This window comes from Sediminicola sp. YIK13, from assembly GCF_001430825.1.
GTDB lineage: Bacteria > Bacteroidota > Bacteroidia > Flavobacteriales > Flavobacteriaceae > Sediminicola.
Genome location: NZ_CP010535.1, coordinates 1,472,373 through 1,492,071 on the forward strand (window position 1 = coordinate 1,472,373; position 19,699 = coordinate 1,492,071).

At 40.7% G+C, this 19,699-nt stretch carries 18 protein-coding genes; 16 read left to right on the top strand and 2 right to left on the bottom strand.

What is annotated here, in order from left to right:
- Positions 1-170 precede the first annotated feature (170 nt).
- From nagB to SB49_RS06565, 16 genes are all read left to right on the top strand, one after another.
- Entirely contained in the window at positions 171-2,084 is a 1,914-nt protein-coding gene (gene nagB / locus SB49_RS06490; RefSeq protein WP_062054959.1) for a glucosamine-6-phosphate deaminase, read from the top strand.
- 197 nt (positions 2,085-2,281) lie between these two features.
- Positions 2,282-3,556, top strand: a complete 1,275-nt coding sequence (locus SB49_RS06495; RefSeq protein WP_062054960.1) for an MFS transporter — start codon at positions 2,282-2,284, stop codon at positions 3,554-3,556.
- Positions 3,549-5,165: a glycoside hydrolase family 3 protein gene (locus SB49_RS06500; protein ID WP_062054962.1), complete on the top strand. Its 1,617-nt coding sequence runs from the start codon at positions 3,549-3,551 to the stop codon at positions 5,163-5,165. The genes SB49_RS06495 and SB49_RS06500 overlap by 8 nt, the downstream gene beginning before the upstream one ends.
- On the top strand, positions 5,147-6,223 hold the full coding sequence (locus SB49_RS06505; protein WP_062054964.1) for an anhydro-N-acetylmuramic acid kinase: 1,077 nt from the start codon (positions 5,147-5,149) through the stop codon (positions 6,221-6,223). The genes SB49_RS06500 and SB49_RS06505 overlap by 19 nt, the downstream gene beginning before the upstream one ends.
- Positions 6,224-6,547: 324 nt before the next feature.
- Positions 6,548-7,126: a hypothetical protein gene (locus SB49_RS06510; RefSeq protein WP_062054966.1), complete on the top strand. Its 579-nt coding sequence runs from the start codon at positions 6,548-6,550 to the stop codon at positions 7,124-7,126.
- A gap of 280 nt (positions 7,127-7,406) precedes the next feature.
- Complete coding sequence (gene udk / locus SB49_RS06515; RefSeq protein WP_062054968.1) at positions 7,407-8,015, top strand: uridine kinase; 609 nt, start codon at positions 7,407-7,409, stop codon at positions 8,013-8,015.
- A gap of 6 nt (positions 8,016-8,021) precedes the next feature.
- The gene (locus SB49_RS06520; RefSeq protein ID WP_062054970.1) at positions 8,022-8,354 is read left to right on the top strand and encodes an FtsB family cell division protein; all 333 of its coding nucleotides are present in this window, start codon (positions 8,022-8,024) and stop codon (positions 8,352-8,354) included.
- The gene (locus SB49_RS06525; protein WP_062054972.1) at positions 8,347-9,738 is read left to right on the top strand and encodes a methylmalonyl-CoA mutase subunit beta; all 1,392 of its coding nucleotides are present in this window, start codon (positions 8,347-8,349) and stop codon (positions 9,736-9,738) included. Before SB49_RS06520 ends, SB49_RS06525 begins: the two co-directional genes overlap by 8 nt.
- Positions 9,731-11,875: a methylmalonyl-CoA mutase gene (gene scpA / locus SB49_RS06530; RefSeq protein WP_062054974.1), complete on the top strand. Its 2,145-nt coding sequence runs from the start codon at positions 9,731-9,733 to the stop codon at positions 11,873-11,875. The genes SB49_RS06525 and scpA overlap by 8 nt, the downstream gene beginning before the upstream one ends.
- A gap of 149 nt (positions 11,876-12,024) precedes the next feature.
- Positions 12,025-12,798: a ParA family protein gene (locus SB49_RS06535; RefSeq protein WP_062054976.1), complete on the top strand. Its 774-nt coding sequence runs from the start codon at positions 12,025-12,027 to the stop codon at positions 12,796-12,798.
- 1 nt (position 12,799) lies between these two features.
- A complete protein-coding gene (locus SB49_RS06540; RefSeq protein ID WP_062054978.1) occupies positions 12,800-13,705 on the top strand; it encodes a ParB/RepB/Spo0J family partition protein in 906 nt (301 codons plus the stop codon).
- Positions 13,698-14,345: a DUF5683 domain-containing protein gene (locus SB49_RS06545; RefSeq protein WP_062054980.1), complete on the top strand. Its 648-nt coding sequence runs from the start codon at positions 13,698-13,700 to the stop codon at positions 14,343-14,345. The genes SB49_RS06540 and SB49_RS06545 overlap by 8 nt, the downstream gene beginning before the upstream one ends.
- 3 nt (positions 14,346-14,348) lie before the next feature.
- The gene (gene dapB / locus SB49_RS06550; RefSeq protein ID WP_062054982.1) at positions 14,349-15,050 is read left to right on the top strand and encodes a 4-hydroxy-tetrahydrodipicolinate reductase; all 702 of its coding nucleotides are present in this window, start codon (positions 14,349-14,351) and stop codon (positions 15,048-15,050) included.
- 97 nt (positions 15,051-15,147) lie between these two features.
- Positions 15,148-16,839, top strand: coding sequence for a signal peptidase I (gene lepB, locus SB49_RS06555; protein ID WP_062054984.1), 1,692 nt, complete (start codon positions 15,148-15,150; stop codon positions 16,837-16,839).
- A gap of 21 nt (positions 16,840-16,860) precedes the next feature.
- Positions 16,861-17,493 carry a WbqC family protein gene (locus SB49_RS06560; protein WP_062054986.1) on the top strand — a complete coding sequence of 211 codons (633 nt, stop codon included), beginning with the start codon at positions 16,861-16,863 and terminating at the stop codon, positions 17,491-17,493.
- Entirely contained in the window at positions 17,486-17,794 is a 309-nt protein-coding gene (locus tag SB49_RS06565; RefSeq protein ID WP_062054988.1) for a DUF6122 family protein, read from the top strand. The genes SB49_RS06560 and SB49_RS06565 overlap by 8 nt, the downstream gene beginning before the upstream one ends.
- On the opposite strand, the gene SB49_RS06570 is transcribed toward SB49_RS06565, so the two are convergent.
- Both SB49_RS06570 and SB49_RS06575 read right to left on the bottom strand, forming a co-directional pair.
- Entirely contained in the window at positions 17,795-18,592 is a 798-nt protein-coding gene (locus tag SB49_RS06570) for an endonuclease/exonuclease/phosphatase family protein (protein ID WP_235537848.1), read from the bottom strand.
- Positions 18,593-18,828: 236 nt separating this feature from the next.
- On the bottom strand, positions 18,829-19,698 hold the full coding sequence (locus tag SB49_RS06575; protein WP_062054992.1) for a rhomboid family protein: 870 nt from the start codon (positions 19,696-19,698) through the stop codon (positions 18,829-18,831).
- Position 19,699 lies beyond the last annotated feature (1 nt).

Here is a 19,699-nt window from a genome sequence, read left to right on the forward strand (position 1 = left end):
ATTGATTTCAGCAAAGATAAAGATTTATATTTTATGCTGTTTTATATCGTTACACATGCAAATGTAAATTAATAACAGCATAATACGGCAATAATTACGGCATAAAAAAGCATAATTTAAATTATTTGCTTATATTTGCCGTGCTTATAACGCTTTTAAAAACACGTTCCATGACCAATAGACAGGAAGAAATCGAAGCCAAAAAATTCGAAAAGATAAATACCATTATCCACCAAAATTCGGAAGAGGCTTCTTTGTTTGTAGCCAAAGAAATTGCGCAACTCATCAAACAACGACAAAAAGTGGGTAAAAAGGTAGTTTTAGGCTTGGCCACAGGATCAACGCCCACAAAAATGTACGAGTATTTGGTTCGTTTCCACAAAGAAGAGGGTCTGAGCTTCAGCAACGTGGTTACCTTCAATCTGGATGAGTACTACCCTATGCAACCCGATAGTATCCATAGCTATGTGCGCTTTATGAATGAACATTTGTTTGACCATTTGGATATCAAAAAAGAAAATATCCATATCCCCGATGGCGCCCTTCCAAAAGAAGACGTAAGGTCGTTTTGTGAGCACTATGAGCAAAAAATAAAAAGTTTCGGCGGACTGGACATCCAAATATTGGGTATAGGAAGAACGGGGCATATTGGTTTTAACGAACCAGGGTCCACTATCACAAGTAAAACAAGAATGGTACGTTTGGACAGGGTCACCAGATTGGATGCCGCCAGTGATTTCTTTGGACATGAAAATGTTCCCACCAAAGCTCTTACTATGGGCGTAGGTAGCATAATGGACGCAAAACGAATTATCCTTATGGCGTGGGGCGAAGGGAAGTCGGACATCATCAGGCAAGCAGTGGAAGGTGAGATCAAAGAATCTGTTCCTGCCACCTTTTTACAGCGTCATGACAATTGCGATTTTATCTTGGATGAGGCTTCTGCCTCCTCCTTGACAAGGATTCACACTCCGTGGTTGGTGGGGGAATGCGATTGGACCGACCTAAGGATGAAAAAGGCAACCATTTGGCTATCGCACACCTTGGGAAAGGCGATATTAAAATTGACCAACGAAGACTATAACGAACATGGCATGGGGAGTATGGTGGCAGAAAAAGGATCAGCCGAAGATATCAATATAAAGGTCTTCAATCAATTACAGAGAACCATTACTGGATGGCCTGGAGGAAAACCCAAGGCCGATGACCATAACAGACCAGAACGAAACACCCCAATCCCAAAAACCTCTTTAATATTCAGTCCACACCCAGATGATGATGTCATATCCATGGGTGGCACATTATTACGTTTGGTAGATCAGGGCCATGAAGTGCATGTAGCCTACCAAACCTCAGGTAACATCGCAGTTTTTGATGATGAAGTGATTCGTTTTATGGATTTTGCCAGTGATATCCAACATGAAAATGAATCCTTAAAACAAAAATACAGGGAAGTAAGGGACTTCTTAAACCATAAGGGCGCCGGGGAAGCAGATAGCTTGGAAGTACAGCATTTTAAAGGGCTCATCAGAAAAGGGGAAGCGCTTTCCGCTTGCCGATACTGCGGCGTAAAAGAAGAAAATGCCCATTTTCAGAATCTGCCGTTTTATGAAACGGGTACGGTAAAGAAAAAGCCGTATTCGGAAGTTGATATCAACCTTACCAAAGACCTATTAAAAAAGATAAGACCCCACCAAATTTTTGCCGCGGGAGATCTTTCTGACCCCCATGGGACCCATAGGGTATGCCTACAGGTAATTTATAAGGCCTTGGAGCAATTAAAAAACGAGGGAGCCGAGTGGCTCCAAGATTGTTACGTCTGGTTGTATAGGGGCGCATGGCAGGAATGGGATATTGCAGATATGGAAATGACGGTTCCTATTGGACCAAAAGACATGCGTAGGAAAAAGAATGCCATTTTTAAACACCAATCCCAAAAAGACAGTGCCATGTTCCCAGGAAGCGATGAAAGGGAATTTTGGCAGCGTGCAGAGCAACGAAACCAAGAGACCGCCAAGAAATACGATGCCTTAGGATTGGCGGAATATGAAGCTATGGAAGGCTTTGTACGGTATCATTTTTAATAACACATCAAATATAAAACAGAAGCCTACACCTGTTGTGGGCTTTTATTATTTAAGATCACCCCATCATCAAAAATACAGACCTTTATCAGGCCAATAATAAACTAACTGTCAAGGAGGATTAGTCAATATTTTTATATAGTAATTATTACCCAAAAGTTCATCAATTATACTATTTTTAGACCAATTAGCACACTATGGTTCAAAAAGACAAATGGGCATGGGCATGGGTACCCGTACTTTATTTTACCCAAGGACTTCCCTATATTTTAGTTGTCAGCGTATCGGTGATCATGTACAAAAAACTGGGTATCAGCAATGCAGATATCGGTTTTTATACCAGCTGGCTCTATCTGCCCTGGGTGCTAAAACCATTATGGAGTCCGTTTGTAGATCTTAAAAGCACAAAACGCAATTGGTTCCTCAGTATGCAACTCCTCATTTCAGTTGCCTTACTGGGCGTAGCCCTTACGCTACCTACCAATATTTTCTTTATGACTTCCCTCGCTTGTTTCTGGATGGCGGCTTTTGCCTCTGCCACCAATGACATTGCCTCGGATGGATATTATATGATCGGACTTACAGAAAAGAAACAGTCCTTTTTTGTGGGGATGCGGAGTACCTTTTATCGGTTGGCCATGGTAACCGGTCAGGGCCTTATCGTGATCTTGGCCGGATTTCTCGAAAATTACTACGGAGACAATACCAAGGCATGGTCCATTACCATGACCTGTACCGCTTTCTTAATGCTGTTGCTTACCCTATCAAACTTTTTTGTTACCCCAAAGTTCGAAACATCCTTGGCCATCCCACAAGATAAACCTGCCAGTTTTTTGGAGGTCTTTTCCTCATTTTTCAAAAAGCCACATCTGGGTATTGCCCTTGCTTTTATTTTGTGTTATCGCTTAGGAGAATCACAGTTGGTAAAAATGGCTTCCCCTTTTTTATTGGATGATGTAGCCGAGGGCGGCCTTGGTTACTCTACAGAAGCGGTTGGGACCATCTATGGAACGGTTGGTGTTATTATGCTTTCTATTGGAGGAATTTTGGGCGGAATATTGATTTCTCGTGATGGGTTAAAAAAATGGATGCTGCCCATGGTACTATCCTTGAATGTGCCCAACGCCCTTTATGCTGTTTTGGCGCTGACAAATACTACAAATATTGTGGCCGTGGTAGCTACGGTAGTATTGGAACAATTCGGCTATGGTTTTGGTTTTGCAGCCTTTTTAATATTTCTGATCTATACCGCCGAAGGGACTTCCAAAACCTCACACTATGCCATTGCCACAGGTTTTATGGCCCTGGGAATGATGATCCCGGGAATGATAAGTGGCTATATCCAAGAATGGTTGGGGTATGGTGGCTTTTTTATCTGGGTGGTCATTGCTGCCCTCCCTGCCCTATTTTTGCTGAAATTCATAAAATATCCTGCCGATTACGGTAAAAAAACAGCCCCGACCAATGACTAGACCAGTCCCATATCCGCAAGCCTCAGCCGAGCTCTCGCTAAAAGAGAAAGTCGGACAGTTGTTTATGCCGGCAGCCTTTATCAATGATAGTGAATCAGAAATACAGGCCTTGGAAAAATTGATCAAAGAACACCACATAGGCAGCCTTTGCTTTTTTCACAGCAGGGCCAGTGCTGCCACCAATTTTGAGGGCAAAAAAGAAGTGGTCTACAACGAGGATAGCCTGGAAACCCTTAAAAAATTGATTGTCCGTTACCAAAAAGCAGCCAAAACTCCCTTGCTGATGAGTATAGATGCAGAATGGGGCTTGGCGATGCGGGTGGAACAAGCGCCCCAATACCCCTATGCCATTACCCAAGGTGCCCTAGAAGAGCACACCGAGCTTATTTTTAAAATAGGGAAGAACATTGCCCATGATTGCAAATATTGTGGTATCCATTGGAACCTAGCACCTGTGGTGGATATCAACAACAACCCGAACAATCCGGTTATAGGCTACAGATCTTATGGCGAGAGCAAAGAACTAGTGTCGGAAAAGGCCATTGCCTATACCCTGGGCACCAAAAGCGAAGGCGTACTTACATGTGCGAAGCATTTTCCCGGACATGGGGATACGGCGATCGACTCCCATTTGGGACTACCGATTATTGAGAAGTCCAAAGAGGCCCTTTGGGAAAATGAACTTTTTCCCTTTCGCGAATTGATAGAAAACGGGGTAGATTCGGTCATGATCGGACATTTGTCCGTTCCTAGCTTGTCCAATGGAAAAAACACCCCCGCTACCCTCTCCAAAGAGATCATCAAGGGGGTCTTGCGCAAAGAATTACAGTTTAATGGGGTTGTTATTTCCGATGCCCTTAATATGCATAGTGTTTCTAAAATGTATCCCACAAAAGGGGAATTGGAATGGGTGGCTTTTGATGCGGGCAACGATGTCCTATGCTTTGCTGAAAATATAAAGGAGGGTATGGACCTCATCTTAAAGAACGCTTCAAAACAACAGATAGAGGAAAGCTTTGAACGTTTTTGGAATCTAAAACTAAAGGCTTTTAATGCTTTGAAAGAGTCTCCAGATGAAGCACGAAACCCAGTGAGCTTGAACCATAAGTTGGCCTATGAAAGTCTTAGCCTGGTTCATGGTGATCAAAAGAATATAAATCCCTTTAGAAAAGAAGGTTTTGTGGGAGTCACTATCGGAAAAGAGGCAGATAATCCATTCTTTGGCACTATCTCAAAATCAGTTACTTTTGCGGGTTTTTCTACTAAATCTTCCTCAAAAAAGGAAATTTTAGAGCAAATAGAGGGTAAAAACGTGCTTTTGACACTCTTTCCACCACTAGTGAAGCCAAAAGATAATTTTGGAGTATCTCAACAAGATTTGGCACTTATTTCAGAAATACTTGCCAACCAAAATGTGGTTCTTTATCATTTTGGAAACCCCTACTTTTTAAACCTATTGCCATTTCAGAAAGCCAGGGCTGTGGTCGTTGCCTTTCAGGATTTTGAAACATTCCAGCAAAATGCGGCAAACCATTTTCTGGGCAAGGTAGACGCAAAAGGAAAGCTTCCCATAACCCTAAATTCTGAGGTATGCACATCTACAAAGTAATCGGACTCATGTCGGGCACCTCCTTAGACGGCTTGGATTTGGCATATTGCCATATCTGGAGGCAGCATGACCGTTGGGAGTTTAAGATTCTGGAATCCAAGAGTATTTCATATGACAAGGAGACTTTTGACACACTAAAAAATTCTATCTACTTACCTGCCGACGAGCTCCTCATTTTCCATAATACCTATGGCACATGGTTGGGCGAACAAACCAAGAAATTTATAGAAGAACATCATTTGGAGGTCGACTTTATTTCCAGTCATGGGCATACCACCCACCACCAACCGGCAAAAGGGCTCACTTTTCAAATAGGCTCCGGACAGCATTTGGCCAATGCCAGTGGCCATAAAGTGGTCTGTGATTTTAGAACCAATGATGTGGCTTTGGGCGGACAGGGAGCGCCTTTAGTTCCTATTGGGGACCGATTATTATTTAGCGAATATGATTTTTGTTTGAACTTGGGAGGTATTAGTAACATCTCCTTTGAGCATGAAGGAGTTCGTTTGGCTTATGACATAGGATTGGCCAATATGATCCTGAACCATATCACCCAGAAAGTAGGGTTGGCCTATGACAAAGACGGACAACTGGCCAGCAAAGGAACCCTGAACAAGATGATGTTGCAACAATTGAACGCTTTTGAATTTTATAGGTCGCCCTTTCCAAAATCTATAGGTTTTGAATGGTTTGTGGAAAAAGTAGTTCCTATAGTTGATGGTACTAAAGACAGTTTGGAAAACCTTTTACACACCGCCGTCCACCATATTTGTGAGCAGATAGCATTACAGGTACAACAGCAGGTCACAAAAAAAGAAAACACTTTAATGGTCACCGGTGGCGGGGCCTTGAACTGTTTTCTCATTGACACCCTTCAAGAAAAATTAGGGTCCACCGCCAAAGTGGAAATCCCTTCCAAAACTTTAATCGAATTTAAGGAGGCCATTGTTTTTGCGTTTATGGGTGTACTGCGACTGGAGCAGGAAATGAATTGTTTGAGTTCAGTTACAGGAGCTAAGCGCGACTCATCAAGTGGGGTGGTATTCTTGCCCAATTAAACATATTGTGAATTTTATTTAATTCAGAAAATTTCTAATCATCAAAAAGGCAAAAGCTTAATTGGGTCACTACTAACACGAGCGTGCCCTCTGCTAGCGCGAGCGTCACGCTCGTGCATCTCAAACTTACGCATGGCATTCTTTTCAATTTAAAATAAATACCTTTTGGAACAGTTAATGTTCATAGAAAATTATCTAATTTAGAAATATTAGATATTGTATTTAATTAGAACTAAACATAAGGCACGAGCGTGACGCTCGCGCCAGCGGTGGTACTTTTTTTAAAAGGACTAGGTACGAAAACGTTTTAAAATAACATTAGAAATGATTGAGGATATAAAAATGATTGCTAGACGTTATTATAATCTGAAAAGTGGGTGGAACGATTCAATAGGAGGATTTGAAGTTGAAGAGTTCAAAGAGCCTAGAATCTTCCAGTTCAACTATGGTCCCGGAATAAATCCGTATGATGACATCAAACATGAGGAATATAAAAAATATATTTTCGATATTCAATGGAGCTACAATAGCAATATTGTAACAAAAATGGCTCCTAAATCAATATTGGCATATCCTTCTCCGAAAATGGACTTGATGATATCAATTTTTCCAGTTGATTCTAAAAAATACTCCTATCCAAATAGCTTAATGGTTTTTAATCCTGATGGTTCTATTTTGTATGAAGTAGAACCGCCGACTTTTATATCAAAGGAATCATCCCGAGTCAATATGAGGGGTAAAAAAGGAAAGTTCGGATCGATAGGCTGGATAGAAAATGACGAGTTTGATATAAAGATTGGTATTGTATCGCAAGAAGTAGAGGAATATAGAAAATTTAATCCCTATACAGGTGAATTTGGGGATAACATAGGACCAATTTCTTTAGAAACGTATACTAAATGAGACTCCCTATGCTAGCGCGAGCGTCACGCTCGTGCCCTCAACAGTCAGAAATAAAATAATTTAAAAATAAAATGAGCAGAAAATACAAATTCCCCTACTTGCACGAATATCATCCACTTGCATAAGACATACATATATAAAGAAAACAGCACCCAGAAATAATAGCTATTCCCTTTAAACCACACTCCCAATCTTACACTTACGAAAACGGTATAGGACGTTCTATCAAAAAGTCCGTAGTTTCATCCCAAATCCTTATTTTTGGACAAAATATGTAAGCATGCTCATTATTGGAATAGCCGGAGGAACTGGCTGTGGAAAAACAACCGTTGTAAATCAGATCGTTAACGAACTGCCCTTTGAAGAAGTGGGGGTAATTTCACAAGATTCGTACTACAACGATATCTCCCACCTTACCTATGAGGAACGCACCAATATCAATTTTGACCATCCTAGGGCCATAGATTTTGATCTACTCATTGAGCATTTACAAATTTTAAAACAAGGAAATCCCATTGACCAACCCGTATATTCCTTTGTAAAGCACAATCGCACCAAGGATACCATACATACCTTTCCAAGAAAGGTAATGATCGTTGAGGGGATTTTGATTATGACCAATCCCAAAATCCGGGAGATGTTCGACATAAAAATCTACGTTCACGCAGATTCCGATGAGCGGTTGATACGAAGGTTAAAAAGGGATATTACCGAGCGCGGAAGGGATCTGGATGAGGTATTGAGCCGCTACCAGAACACCCTAAAGCCCATGCACAACCAGTTTATAGAACCTACCAAGGAGTTTGCGGATATCATTATCCCCAACAATAAATACAACACCGTGGCCGTAGATATCGTACGGACCATCATTAATGAAAAACTAGCATAGACAGCAATGGGCCTAAAAGAACTGAGAAAAAAAAAGTGGTTTGGCATAGCCACCAATATGTACGTATTGGTGCTAACCGTTTTTTTAATTTGGATGATCTTTTTTGATACCAATTCCCTCTTCATCCATTGGGAGCTGAAAAAAGAAATTAAAAAGCTGGAGAAGCAGAAGGAGTTCCTACAGGAGGAGATTGAAAATGATAAAAGGACGATAGAAAAGTTATCCGACAAGAAGGAACTGGAAAAATTTGCCCGGGAAAAGTATTACCTCAAGAAAAAGAACGAGGAAATCTATTTAATAGAATACGAGGACAGCCTAAAAAATAAAGAAGATGAGTAGACCCAAACTTTTTAACGAATTTCAAGAAGTTTCCTCCAAAGCCTGGAAGCAACAAATACAATTCGACTTAAAAGGAGCGGATTATAATGAGAATTTGATATGGGAATCTCCAGAAGGGATTAAAGTAAAGCCTTTTTACCATTCTGATGAAAATGGAGGCCGCATCGATTTTTCCCTACCCTTGGGAACTTCTTGGAAAATTACCCAACATATCTATGCCAAGAATGCAACCATGGCAAATGCCAAAGCGCTAGAGGCGTTGCGCAGGGGTGCAGATAGTCTGCTTTTTACAGTTGCCTCTGAGGAAATTAAAATAGAACGGCTTTTAAAGGATATCCCCCTGGAAGCTACGGTCATCCATTTCGAATTTCAGTTTTTATCGGTACAATATATACAGGGACTCTTTAATTTTATAGGTAATAAAACCCATCGCATCCATCTGAATATTGATCTTATCGGCCACTTGGCCAAAAGTGGGAATTGGTTCCATAACCTTAAAAAGGACCATGAGATCTTGGAAGAAGTAATTATCCAGAACCAGGCCAATAATTTCAATAATATCCTTGCAGTGGATGCCAGCCTTTACCAAAATGCCGGCGCCAATATGGTGCAGCAATTGGCCTATGCGCTTTCACATGCCAATGAGTATTTAAACCATTTCACCAAGGACGCCACCCAAAATGCTATTCAGGGCATCACTTTTAAAATGGCCGTGGGAACCAATTATTTCTTTGAAATAGCAAAGCTTAGGGCCATGCGCCTCTTGTGGAAAACCTTGGCCAATGAATACAATTTGGATCTGGAATGCCACATCCTGGCCTTGCCGTCCAAACGCAACAAGACCCTTTACGATTACAATGTAAATATGCTCAGGACCACTACGGAATGTATGTCGGCCATCCTTGGAGGCGCAGATACCATCTGTAATCTACCTTATGATGCGCTTTACCACAAGAGTAATGAATTTGGCGAACGTATAGCGAGAAACCAATTGCTGATCTTAAAACACGAAAGCTATTTTGATAAGGTCAGTAATCCTGCTGATGGTGCCTATTACATAGAAAGCCTAACTACCCAATTGGCAGAAAAAGCCTTGGATCTATTTAAATCCTTGGAAGCCGGTGGCGGTTTTTTAAAGCAACTGAAAGAACATACCATCCAGAAAAAAATTAAGGAAAGCGCCAAAAAAGAACAAGAACTGTTCAATACCCATAAAGAGGTATTGGTAGGTACAAATAAGTATATCAATAAGGAAGATAGGATGAAGGATGATATGGAGATCTTCCCCTTTGTTAAGACCGATGCCCGAAAAACCTTATTGGAGCCCATTATTGAAAAACGACTGTCCGAAGCCTTGGAACAAAAAAGATTGAAAGATGAGTAGAAAAGACCTGCAACACCTAAAATTAAAAGTGGCTGAAGATACAGGTAACCAAACTCCAGCTTCCAAAACAAAGAGGAAAGTCAATTCTGAAACCCCTTTCTATATCAAGGAAGATGTAGCAGATTTAGAACATCTTAATTTTGCAGCGGGGATAGCGCCCAACCTACGTGGGCCCTACTCCACCATGTATGTCAGAAGACCTTGGACGATAAGACAATACGCTGGTTTTTCTACTGCCGAAGAAAGCAATGCTTTTTACAGACGTAATCTGGCCGCAGGACAAAAAGGGCTGTCTGTAGCCTTTGACTTACCAACACATCGTGGATATGACAGCGATCATGAGCGCGTAGTAGGAGACGTAGGTAAAGCTGGCGTTGCCATAGATTCTGTGGAAGACATGAAAATTCTATTCGACTCCATTCCTTTGGATGAAATGTCGGTTTCCATGACCATGAACGGAGCTGTTTTACCAATTATGGCCTTTTATATCGTTGCCGCAGAAGAACAAGGGGTATCCCCAAAACAATTGGCAGGGACCATACAGAACGATATCCTTAAGGAATTTATGGTGCGGAACACTTATATCTATCCTCCGGCACCTTCCATGCAGATCATTTCTGATATTTTTGAGTATACAAGCAGGCACATGCCAAAATTCAATAGCATCAGTATTTCCGGCTATCATATGCAGGAAGCTGGCGCTACCCCGGAAATAGAATTGGCATATACCTTGGCAGACGGACTGGAATACATTAGAACCGGACTTAAATCTGGTTTGGATATAGATAAGTTCGCACCTCGCCTATCTTTCTTTTGGGGCATCGGCATGGATCATTTTATGGAAATTGCCAAAATGAGGGCAGGTCGCATGCTTTGGGCAAAATTGGTTCAAAAGTTCGATCCAAAAAATCAGAAATCCCTAGCACTACGGACACACTCACAGACAAGTGGCTGGAGTCTTACTGCCCAAGATCCTTTTAATAATGTGGCCAGAACCACCATTGAAGCTGCAGCTGCAGCCTTTGGAGGCACCCAAAGTTTGCACACCAACGCCTTGGACGAGGCCATTGCACTGCCCACCGATTTTTCGGCAAGAATAGCAAGGAATACACAACTTTTTTTACAGGACGAAACCAAGATCACCAAAACGGTAGATCCTTGGGCGGGAAGTTATTATGTGGAATACCTTACTGATGAGATTGCCCATAAAGCCTGGAAACTTATTGAAGAGGTTGAAGAATTGGGAGGAATGACCAAAGCCATTGAGGCTGGTATCCCTAAAATGCGCATTGAACAGGCCGCAGCAAAAAAACAGGCCCGGATAGATAGCAACCAAGATATTATAGTAGGCATCAACAAATATCAACTGGAGGAAGAAGATCCCCTCATGATTTTGGAAGTGGACAATGAGCAGGTGCGCAAACAGCAGTTAGAACGTTTGGCACAGACCAAAAAAAACAGAAATTCGGCAGATGTAGGAGCGGCATTAAAAAAACTGACCGAAGCAGCCAAAGAAAAACAAGCGACCGAAGGAACCGCAACTACCGAGAATTTACTAGCTTTAGCGGTAGAAGCAGCGAGGGCAAGAGCTACCTTAGGGGAAATAAGCGATGCCATGGAAGTTGCTTTCGGACGGTACAAAGCAAAAATTCAATCATTTACAGGAGTGTATTCCAAAGAGATCAAAAACGACGAGAGCTTTAAAAAAGCCAGGGAGATGGCCGACCAATTTGCTGAGACCGAAGGTCGTAGACCTAGGATTATGATTGCAAAAATGGGTCAGGACGGACATGACAGGGGAGCCAAAGTTGTGGCTACCGGGTATGCCGATCTGGGCTTCGATGTAGATATCGGCCCCTTGTTCCAGACCCCTCAGGAGGCCGCGAAACAGGCTGTAGAAAACGATGTGCACGTGGTGGGAGTATCTTCCTTGGCGGCAGGTCATAAAACGTTGGTGCCCCAAATTATAGAAGAGCTCAAGAAATACGGTCGGGAAGATATCATGGTCATTGTGGGAGGCGTAGTGCCAAAACAGGATTATGACTACCTCTTTAAAGCTGGAGCCGTGGCCATATTTGGCCCTGGTACCAAAATTAGTGAAACAGCGATCCAAATATTGGACATTTTAATGGATTGATCCGTTGAATTCAACATTCTTAAACCATTAATTCCCCACAGATTACCATCATTTTGTGGATTAATAGGCTGTTATTCACCGTCTGTTAACAAAATACATTTTTTGGCGTTATAAATAATCGTATTTTTAGCCCCTAACTTACTATGATAATGGGCAAGATAATTGCTATAGCAAATCAAAAAGGTGGGGTTGGAAAAACCACCACATCAGTGAACCTAGCTGCCTCCTTAGGTGTACTGGAAAAAAAAGTATTATTAATTGATGCTGATCCACAAGCCAATGCCACATCCGGTTTGGGCATAGATGTGGACAGTGTGGAAATGGGTACGTACCAGTTATTGGAACATTCCAAGACTGCTTTGGAAACAATCATTTCAACATCCTCCCCTAATGTAGATCTTATTCCTTCACATATAGATCTTGTTGCCATTGAAATTGAACTGGTAGACAAGGATAAAAGGGAGTACATGATGAAGCAGTCACTTGAAGGGTTGAAGGACAAATACGATTACATTCTGATCGATTGCGCGCCTTCTTTGGGCTTGTTGACTCTAAATGCATTAACAGCGGCTGACTCTGTCATCATTCCTATCCAATGTGAATATTTTGCCTTGGAAGGTTTGGGCAAATTACTGAACACCATTAAAAGTGTGCAAAAAATACACAATCCAGATCTAGACATAGAAGGATTGTTGCTCACCATGTTCGATTCCAGATTGCGACTGTCCAATCAGGTGGTGGAAGAGGTGAACAAGCATTTTTCTGATATGGTTTTCGATACCATCATCCAAAGAAATGTGAGATTAAGTGAAGCTCCAAGTTATGGGGAAAGCATCATTAAATACGATGCAGCAAGCAAGGGAGCGGCCAATTATTTGAATTTGGCCAATGAAGTAATGAAAAAAAACAAGGAGATAGTTTAATATGGCGAAAGCAGTAAAAAAACAAGCTTTAGGAAGAGGATTGTCAGCACTTCTTAAAGATCCAGAAAACGACATCAAATCAGTATCCGACAAAAATGCGGATAAAGTAGTGGGCAATATCGTAGAATTGGAATTATCGGCCATAGAAATGAACCCATTTCAGCCACGATCCAACTTTAACGATGATGCACTACAAGAATTGGCAACTTCTATTCGGGAGCTGGGGGTAATCCAGCCTATTACCGTTAGAAAGCTCGATTTCAATAAATATCAATTAGTTTCCGGAGAAAGAAGATTCAGGGCGTCCAAACTCATAGGCTTGGAAACCGTTCCTGCCTATATCCGTATTGCCAATGACCAAGAATCCTTGGAAATGGCATTGGTGGAAAATATACAGCGACAGGATCTTGATCCCATCGAAATTGCTTTGTCCTACCAACGTTTGATAGACGAAATTCAGTTGACACAGGAGAAGTTAAGTGATAGGGTAGGGAAAAAACGCTCCACCATTACCAACTATTTAAGGCTTTTACGATTAGACCCCATTATCCAGACCGGCATCCGTGACGGCTTTGTAAGTATGGGACATGGTAGAACGCTCGTAAATGTTGAAAAAAGAGAAGACCAGATTGCCCTATATGAGAAGATAGTTGGACAAAATCTATCAGTTCGAGATACGGAAAAGGCCGTAAAGGCCTATCAAGATGCATTGGAAAATCCTGATAAGCAAGTGAAAAAGGTGTCGAAAACCCCTGATTTCATCAAAAAGGATGCCCCGAGATTCAGCGACTACCTTTCTGTAAAAGTAGATGTGAAAGCTTCAGAAAAAGGCAATGGCAAAATCACCATCCCTTTTAGTTCCGAAGAAGAATTTCAGCGTATAAAAAAACTGATCACAGGTGAATAAATCACTTTGCTCTATACTAGTTATTTTTCTTTTAATTCTTTCCACCACTGCACAGGAAAAAAAAAAGGATACCACCGCAGTAGACTCTGTTAAAACAGATTTTACTAAAAAAGGCGTCGTGATTAAGGATGTTATTGTGGAGAAAAGGGAAGAAATAAACCCTTTGGCTCCCAGCAAGGCCGCCTTTTTCTCCGCCATATTACCGGGATTGGGCCAAATCTACAACAAACGTTATTGGAAGGTTCCCCTAGTATATGCGGCAATTGGCACAGGGGTATACGCCTACGTTTATAATGATGATCTCTATGATCGCTTTAGAATAGCTTTTAAAAGAAGAAGGGCCGGATTTATTGATGACGAATTTTACGATCCCAACAATAGTGGTGTGGTACCTGGAAGCCCAGACCTTTCAGATGCAGCGTTGCAAGATGGGCAAGAGCGCTACCAGAGAGATAGGGATCTGGCCTTGGTAGTCACCATCGGCCTTTACGCACTCAATATCATAGATGCCAATGTGGATGCGCATTTACGGCAATTTAACGTAGATGACAACCTTAGTATGGACTTTAAACCCTACTTAGAATACAATCCAATTAACGCCAATCCAAATTACGGAATGGCATTAACCATAAAATTCTAGCGCATGAAAATTGCATTGTTTGGATACGGTAAAATGGGAAAGATGATAGAACAGACCGCTATCAAAAGAAACCATACCATTGTAGCCAAAATAGACGTAGACACCAAAGAAATTGATTTTTCCAATATCGATGTGGCCATAGATTTCAGTCAGCCTGATGCGGCTTTCGAAAATATTAAAAAATGCATGGAACACAATGTTCCTGTTATCTCGGGCACCACAGGATGGTTAAAAGATTACGACAGGGCGGTGTCCTTTTGTAATGAACATAAGGGAGCGTTTATTTATGCTTCCAATTATAGCCTGGGGGTCAATATCTTTTTTGAGCTTAACGAATATTTGGCCAAAATGATGAAGACGTTAGACCAATACAAGGTGTCCATGGAAGAAATACACCACACACAAAAGCTGGATGCCCCCAGTGGTACGGCCATCACCTTGGCCGAAGGGATCATAAAAAACACAGATTATAAAGGATGGGCATTGGATGCGGCAACAGATAGGCATATTCCTATTCTTGCCAAACGAATCAATGATGTTCCTGGAACACATTCCGTCAATTATGAAAGTCCCGTAGATAGTATTGAGATTAAACATACGGCCCACAATAGGGAAGGTTTTGCCCTCGGAGCCGTTGTAGCAGCTGAATGGATAGTGGACAAAACAGGGGTTTTCACCATGAAAGATGTGTTAAACCTTGGTTAAGAAACGTAACAAAAAAACATCTTCGGGTACTTAGTTATATACACAAGCATTGAGATATCCCAATAAACAACTTAGAATACACCAATAACAATATCGTATGAACGGCACACAATGGATTCTTTTTATTTTGATCGTACAGGTCATCCATTTTTTAGGAACTTGGAAATTATATGTAAAAGCTGGGAGAAAGGCATGGGAAGCGGCAGTGCCAATCTATAATGCCATTGTGTTGATGCAGATTATCAACCGCCCAAAATGGTGGACATTCCTGCTATTTATTCCTATTATCAATTTACTTATGTTTCCCGTAATTTGGGTGGAGACCATACGGAGCTTTGGAAAAAATAGCCTGTTAGATACTTGGTTGGTCATTTTAACCCTAGGATTTTATATCTATTATGTCAGCTATACCCAAGATGTCAAATATGTGGAAAACCGCAGCAGACATCCTAAAACGGCATTAGGGGAATGGGTCAGTTCCATTGTATTTGCCATAGTTGCTGCCACGTTGGTGCATACCTATTTTATTCAGCCTTATGTTATCCCAACCGGGTCTTTGGAAAAAACACTGATGATAGGTGATTTCCTTTTTGTTAGTAAATTTCATTACGGTGCCAGAACCCCTATGACAACTGTTGCGGCGCCAATGGTTCATGATACATTGCCGATCATAAAAACCAAATCTTATCTAAGCAAACCACAGCTCCCCTATTTTAGGCTTCCCGGTTTCCAAAAAGTTAAACGAAATGATATCGTGGTCTTTAGTTGGCCCGCGGATACCGTACGCCAGTTCTTTAAAAAGGAAAAAGGGGTCAAAAAACCAATAGACAAAAAATCAAACTACGTTAAAAGATGTGTGGGTGTCCCTGGGGATAGCCTTTCTATTGTAAATGGGGACGTGCATATCAATGGTGAAAAGCTGGTCCTATCGGACCGGGCCAAGCCAATGTTCCTTCATGTAGTAACGACCAAAGGACAAATAGGTAGCGCAGCAATTACTTTATTGGGGCGCAATAATTTTGGGGGTAATGTGATCAAAATTCCTAATGAAATATTGTCACAAGATAAAGTTGCAGAGGTAATAGACCAAAAGACTACGTTGGAGGAATTTGAAAAAGATTCTTTATACACCTACTATACAGGTTATATTTCTGATGGTAAAGTAGTATCATTTCTTAAAGCTACAGCGGTTAACAACAAGGCCCTTTTTAATATGACGGAAGAAGAAGCCAAGAATGATATTGGAAAGGCAGATATCGTCAATATTGAGAAATTCAGCTTTACAAAGCCAGAAACTTCTATTTTTCCGCAAAGCGGACAATATCCAGGCACACAAGATAATTTTGGACCTATTTATCTTCCAGAGGCAGGTAAAACAATTCCTTTAAATGTAAAAGTTCTTCCTTTATACAAGAAAATAATTCAGGAATATGAGGGGAATACCCTATCCGTATCCGGTAACCAAATTAGTATCAATGGGAAGGTAACAGACTCCTATACCTTTAAACAAGGCTATTACTGGATGATGGGAGACAATCGCCATAAATCTGAAGACAGTAGGTTTTGGGGCTATGTGCCAGAAAACCATATTGTGGGCAAACCGGTCTTTATCTGGATGAGTATAGATGGGATCAATGACGGACTGAGCAATTGGAAAGTTAGATGGGATCGTGTTTTCACCACGGTAGGTGGAGACGGCGAACCCAGGTCTTATTTTAAATACTTTTTGATAGCCCTTGCCGGTTGGTTCGTGTTTGATTATTTTAGGAAAAAGAAGAAAAAGAAATAATCTGTCTTATAAACCCAACAAATGAAGCTTCTCCTACACCCAGGATACTTTTTGAATATTGCCAATTTTGTGGCCATAGTCAAAAATGATATCTGTTGGGAGACTTCTGGAAATTATCAGAAACAGACCTACAGGAACCGATGCTATATAGCCACTGATAATGGCAGGCATCTCATGAATATTCCCATTCAACATGCCGGAGGCAAAAAGGGTAGACAAAAGTATAAAGACGTAAAAGTTGATAATTTTTACCATTGGCAACGGCAACATTGGCGTACCTTGGAAACGGCGTATCGGACCTCTCCATTTTTTGAGTTCTATGAAGATGATCTTGTAGAACTTTATAGAACCGAGCATACCTATCTACTTGATTTTAATTTAAAGTCCATTGAAGCTGTCTGCAATTGCCTTCAGATTCCAATGCCAGAAGAAAGAACTACCGATTTTGAAAAAGAACCATTGGATTATGTGGATGGACGCCATTTGATCAATGCCAAAACGGATCCGCCCCTTGTTCAAAAACCATATGTTCAAGTATTCGACGACCGTAATCCATTTATTGATAACCTTAGTATTTTGGATCTTTTGTTCAATGAAGGCACTAATGCCCTATCTTACCTGAAAGAACACCAATTAGAATTCAAGGATGCTTAGATTCTTAATGCATTACGGCATACATTTTTTGGTCCCTTTAGCCATCGGACTCTACTTTTATAAAGACAATAGGTTTTGGGCAGTGTTGATTCTTTTGGCAGGGATCCTAATTGATCTGGACCACCTTGTTGCCAGCCCAATTTTTGATAGTACGCGCTGTAGTGTTGGATTCCACCCTTTACACTCGTATTGGGCCATTATGCTCTATATTGGATTTTTATTCTTCAAGAAAACCCGAATCGTGGGCCTTGCCTTGTGTATTCACATTATTGCGGATACGGCGGACTGCCTTTTGATGTAGCTATAATTTGATGGACGCCATTACCGGGAAGTGATCGGACAATTTAACGTCGTAATTTTTATGTGCCAGCACTTCCATTTGCTCGTCTACCAAAATAAAATCAATTCTTAGCGGCAAAAACTTAAAATTATAGGTGCGACCGTAACCTGAACCCATTTCCATAAAACTGTCTTTCATATCACCTTTGATATCATAATAGACACTTGAATACTGCGAATTATTGAAATCTCCACAAATAATTTTTTTATAGGAAGTCGTTTTACTGTGTTCTAAAATAATTTCGGCCTGCTCCTGTTGCTTGACAAATGAATTGCTTAGTCTTTTCAGGAGTTTTTGTGATTCTTCCCTACGTAGAGAGCCAGGTCGTACCCTTAGGGATTGGAGGTGCAAGTTATAAATACGAAGCGTATCAGATTTTACAACGATATCAGCAAATAAGGCATTATTACCGGTGTTAGGAAAATTGAGGGAACCTTTATTGGTGATGGGAAATTTGGAATAAATAGCCTGAATTACCTTTCCACTATAAACACCAAATTCAAAGTTCACATGTTTGTAGGGATATTGCTCAAAGTCCTTACTCCTAATTTTTGAATAGTCGAACTCCTGAAAACAGACAATATCCGCATTTTCTTCTTTAATAAACTTAACAATGCCATCGCTCAATTGGGGGTTGTCTTCCCTTGAATTACCGCGAAAGGACTGTGCATTAAATGTTAGTATACTAAGGCTTTTTTCTTCGGATTCTGCATTAGCTTCAGAAAATTTAATAAAAGTTCCCAAGAAAAAATATCCCATTATTAAAACTACAGATGACAACCAAAATTGTCGCTTTCCTAACAATACCCAATAGCCCAGGAAAAGTATGTTCACCACTACGAGGTAAGGAACTGCGAGACTAAAAATAAACAGGAATGAAATTGATCGAAGGGAGATATGTGGTACTACACAAGAAATCAAAAGCAGCAGTGCCACTATTGAATTCAGAAAAAAAACGAATTTATTTAGTACAGATAATTTTCCCACAATTGGCGCTATTCTTTACCTGCTTTGAAAAGAAAGTCTTTCTCTGATTTTGACAAGCTCTCGTATCCAGATTTACTTATTTTATCAAGTATGGCATCTATCTTTCGTTGCCTGCTTTCTTTATCGTGGTCTACTGTGGCATTTGCCGTGGACTTGGCTTTACGGTAAACCGTTTTTAATGGAGCTTTTTTTGATTTTTTAAAGAGGTTGGCAAAACTATCCACTAACCTAGAAAAGCCTTCACCTATATCCTTGCCTTTCGCCAATTGCCTCGCATAGACAAATCCCAATAAGGCACCTCCCAAATGCGACAAATTTCCGCCTGCATTACCTCCGGTGGGAATCTGAATCAAATCCACCAAAACAAAGAAAACACCAATGTACCATAGCTTTACGTTAAAAAAGATAATCCTCACCTCTTGGTTGGGAATATAGGTACACACAAATATCAAAACAGCTGTTACCCCTGCAGAGGCACCTATCAAAGAAGTATTGATCCCCAAAAATGCAGGAAAAATATTATAACTCAAAAGAAATAGGAGTCCGCCTAAAATAACCCCCAGAAAATAGACATTGATGAATCTTTTAGGACCGAAAAGGTTTAAAAAAATTCGGGATGCAAAATAAAGCATTACCATGTTCCAAAAGATATGACCCAGCCCAGCATGAAAAAAAGAATAGGTAACAATGGACCATGGCTGCACCAAAAAATCAAAAAAATCTTTGGGCAACTCAAACCATTGCATCAACGTATTTGGCGACAATTGAAGTAAAAACGTAAGCAAGCCATTAAAAATAAAGATCACCACATTAATGGCAATTAATTTTTCAGCGATGCTCAGTCTTGCAAACTGATATTTTAAATTACCTGTGTTCATA